Raw genomic sequence first — 2851 nt, forward strand, 5'->3', positions numbered from 1 at the left:
AGGCCGGTTTCAGCGGCGCGAAAAATTGCAGCATGTCGCCGGCATCCGGATCTTTCGCTTCAAAGCGAAATTGATAAGCCACGCCTTCGGTGGCGCGCGGCGGCGGCCCGCTGGTGAGCAGCGGCGCGTCATTGGTGTTTTGCACGCGCAGTTTGAATGCCTGCTGGTCGGATTTGTTTTGTGGCGTGGTGACGGTAAGCGTAACGTCATACGTTCCCACGTGTTCATTCAGCGGTAGGCCGGAAAGCTCGCCTTGCGCGGAAAGGGTGAGCCAGGCGGCATTCGTTTTCAAATCGTATGTCAGATTGCGATCGTCACCCGCACCCGCCACTTGAATTTGATAACTATACTTTTCGTCCTCGCGCGCAGTGGTATCCGGCGTTGAGATGATGCGCGGCGCTTCCGGATCTGCGATGACGCGCAATTGATATGTTTGGGCAAAACTGCCGTTGTTTTGATCGATGGCCAGCACGGTAACTGTACGTTCGCCAACATCACCGGCGGCGGGCGTGCCGGACAGGGTGTTGTTCTCCGCATTGAGGGCAAGCCAGGCAGGCGCAGTTTGCAGTTGCAGCGCCGGCGTCAGGTCAGAATCGTAATCCGTTGCTGCCACACGATATTCATAAACATTGCCGACGCGCGCCTCGGTCACGGGAGTTGAGGTTATCAACGGCGCAATGTTTTCCAAAACGCCGGCTGCGGTCACCGGCTGGGCGTAAATATCTTCGTTGTTGTTGCGAGTATCTGTCCACGAAACGAGCGCGCCGCCATTGGCGACCGCTAAAATTGCGGGTTGCGTGACGTCACCGTTCTGCAACTTGAGCGGCACACCATCGCTTGCCCACGCCGGCTGGCCTTCTTTGGTGATGCGCTGCGCCGCGAGATTTTCTCCGCTGCGATCGTCGAGCCAAACACAAATGAATCCCTCCTGGCCGTCAGGCGCGAGACGCGGGCTGGTTTGCGATCTCGTATAACGCGCCACGGCAACGCCTTCCGCGCCCCACAGCAATCGTCCGCTGGCATCAATGCGCTGGCCGTAAATATCTGCCTGATCGTTGCGGCCGTCTTGCCAACCGAGTAACAGGCTGCCCTCGCTAGCGGCTAACAACTGAATGGCGCTTTGTTCGCCGCTGCCCCTGCCGGCGAGAATACCATCTCCCCACAACGTCGCGCCGGCGGCATTGAGGTTTTGCACATAAACATTTAGCGCGCCCAACAAGCGTCTTTCAATCCAGGCGGCTTTCACGCTGAAATCCTGCCCGGCGCCCGGCGTAACGGCCAGGCGCGGCGCGCTTTGATGATAGATCGTTGTGGCAACCGCCCGGCCTTCGCCCCACTGAGTATTGCCTGCGGCATTCACACGCTGCACATAAACACGCCGGGGATTGGAATCTTCATCCGTCCAAATGGCGACAAAACCGCCGTCGGGCGTTGCCGCAGCATCGCCTAAAACCTGATCCCGCCGCAAGCGCGCCAATGAAACACCCGTCTCTGCCCATAATTTTGCGCCTGAACTGCTTAACCGTTGCGCATAAATTCCCTGGCCGCCGCTGCGCAGATCCTGCCAAATCACAAAGGCCCCGCCCTCGTTGTCGCTGACGACGAGGGGCGTGCCCTGCTCGCGGCTTCCTCGATAAACCGTGATGCCCTCTTCGCCCCACAGACGCTCGCCGGCAGAACTTATGCGCTGAGCATAGACATCGCCATCATCATTCGTTTCGCTTTGCCATGCGATGATAACATCGCCGTTTGCGCCTGCGGCAATGGCGCTGGAATAAGCCACAACTCTGCTGTTGTCATGAGAAATGGCAATCCCGTTGGCAGGCCAAACCGGATGCCAAAATTGATTCAAGCGTTGCGCATACAATACGGGTCTGGCGTTCGTGCGTTCATCACGCCACATGACCACGGCGCCTTCGGATTGTGGCGCGATCAGCGTTGAAACAAGTTGCCTCCCGGAAGCTGTCACGATCGGCAAGTTGGTCTGTGCTTGTGAAAAAGTTTCTTGCGGGGAAAACAGAAACGCCAACACAGCGAATGCGCAATATCCCATCCGCGCACATAATCGCTGTGAACAAAGGATGAAATTCAGAATGAAGCAATTCTGAGGAGAGTGAAAAAGCCGGGGAGCAAGATAACGCCTCGTCGGTTGTGCCATCCATTGTTGCATTATTAAGTCTCCAACATTCTACCGCAGCGGCGGCAGACTAGCGGCGGCGAGTCGCATTTATTTTGGCGGAGGGCCGGGCGGTTCGGGTAAAAGCTGCGGAGGCCCGGTGTCTTCCGGCGCGCGCCCAAAAATCCAATAGGCGGAGCCGCCGACAGCCGCCGCACCCGTGAGATACCAAAGCCATCGCCGTTTTTTGGCAGGAGGTGAATCAAGCTCCGGCAGTGCTGACGACGCCGGCAGCGCAGGCGGCTCCGGCGTTTGGGTGAGCATGAATTCCGGTTTGCTTAATAAATTTGAAATGATTTTCTCAGCCTCGAATCCCGCCGGCGGTTGGTTGAGATCATATGATAGCGTTGTGTTGATCTCAAATTCAACCGTGTGAGATTTTGTCGCGTCGCCCGAAGCGCCGTCGAGCCAGCGCAGCAACATGCGCCAACGCTGCTTGGCTTCCGGCGCGCCGCCCAATACTTCAATCACAGGCGCAAGCAATTTTTGCATGGCGAGATCGGCGCAAAGCTGCTGCACGTGGTTTTTATCGTTCGGATTGCCAGGCGTCTGTTGCTGCAGATGCGCCGCAATAATGCCGGGAAAAAACACCAGCAAATCCTGGCGCTGATGCAATATCGTCGCCAGCATGTGACCAAGCTCGTTTGCCCGTGCTTGCATAAACGAATCGGCGGG

Annotated in this window: 2 protein-coding genes; both read right to left on the minus strand. The window is 57.5% G+C overall.

Annotated elements, in window-relative coordinates; genetic code table 11:
* A partial coding sequence (locus FBQ85_28830) for a hypothetical protein (protein MDL1879139.1) occupies positions 1–2170 on the minus strand: 2170 nt, incomplete at its 3' end.
* A gap of 57 nt (positions 2171–2227) precedes the next feature.
* Positions 2228–2836 (minus strand): hypothetical protein, encoded by a 609-nt coding sequence (locus tag FBQ85_28835; GenBank protein ID MDL1879140.1) that lies wholly within the window; start codon positions 2834–2836, stop codon positions 2228–2230.
* Between the last annotated feature and the right edge of the window lie 15 nt (positions 2837–2851).

The organism is Cytophagia bacterium CHB2, assembly GCA_030263535.1.
Lineage (GTDB): Bacteria > Zhuqueibacterota > Zhuqueibacteria > Zhuqueibacterales > Zhuqueibacteraceae > Coneutiohabitans.

Coding starts and splice junctions, on each gene's coding strand:
- FBQ85_28835 (MDL1879140.1), bottom strand. CDS start 2,836: ATGCAAGCACGGGCAAACGAGCTTGGTCACATGCTGGCGACGATATTG.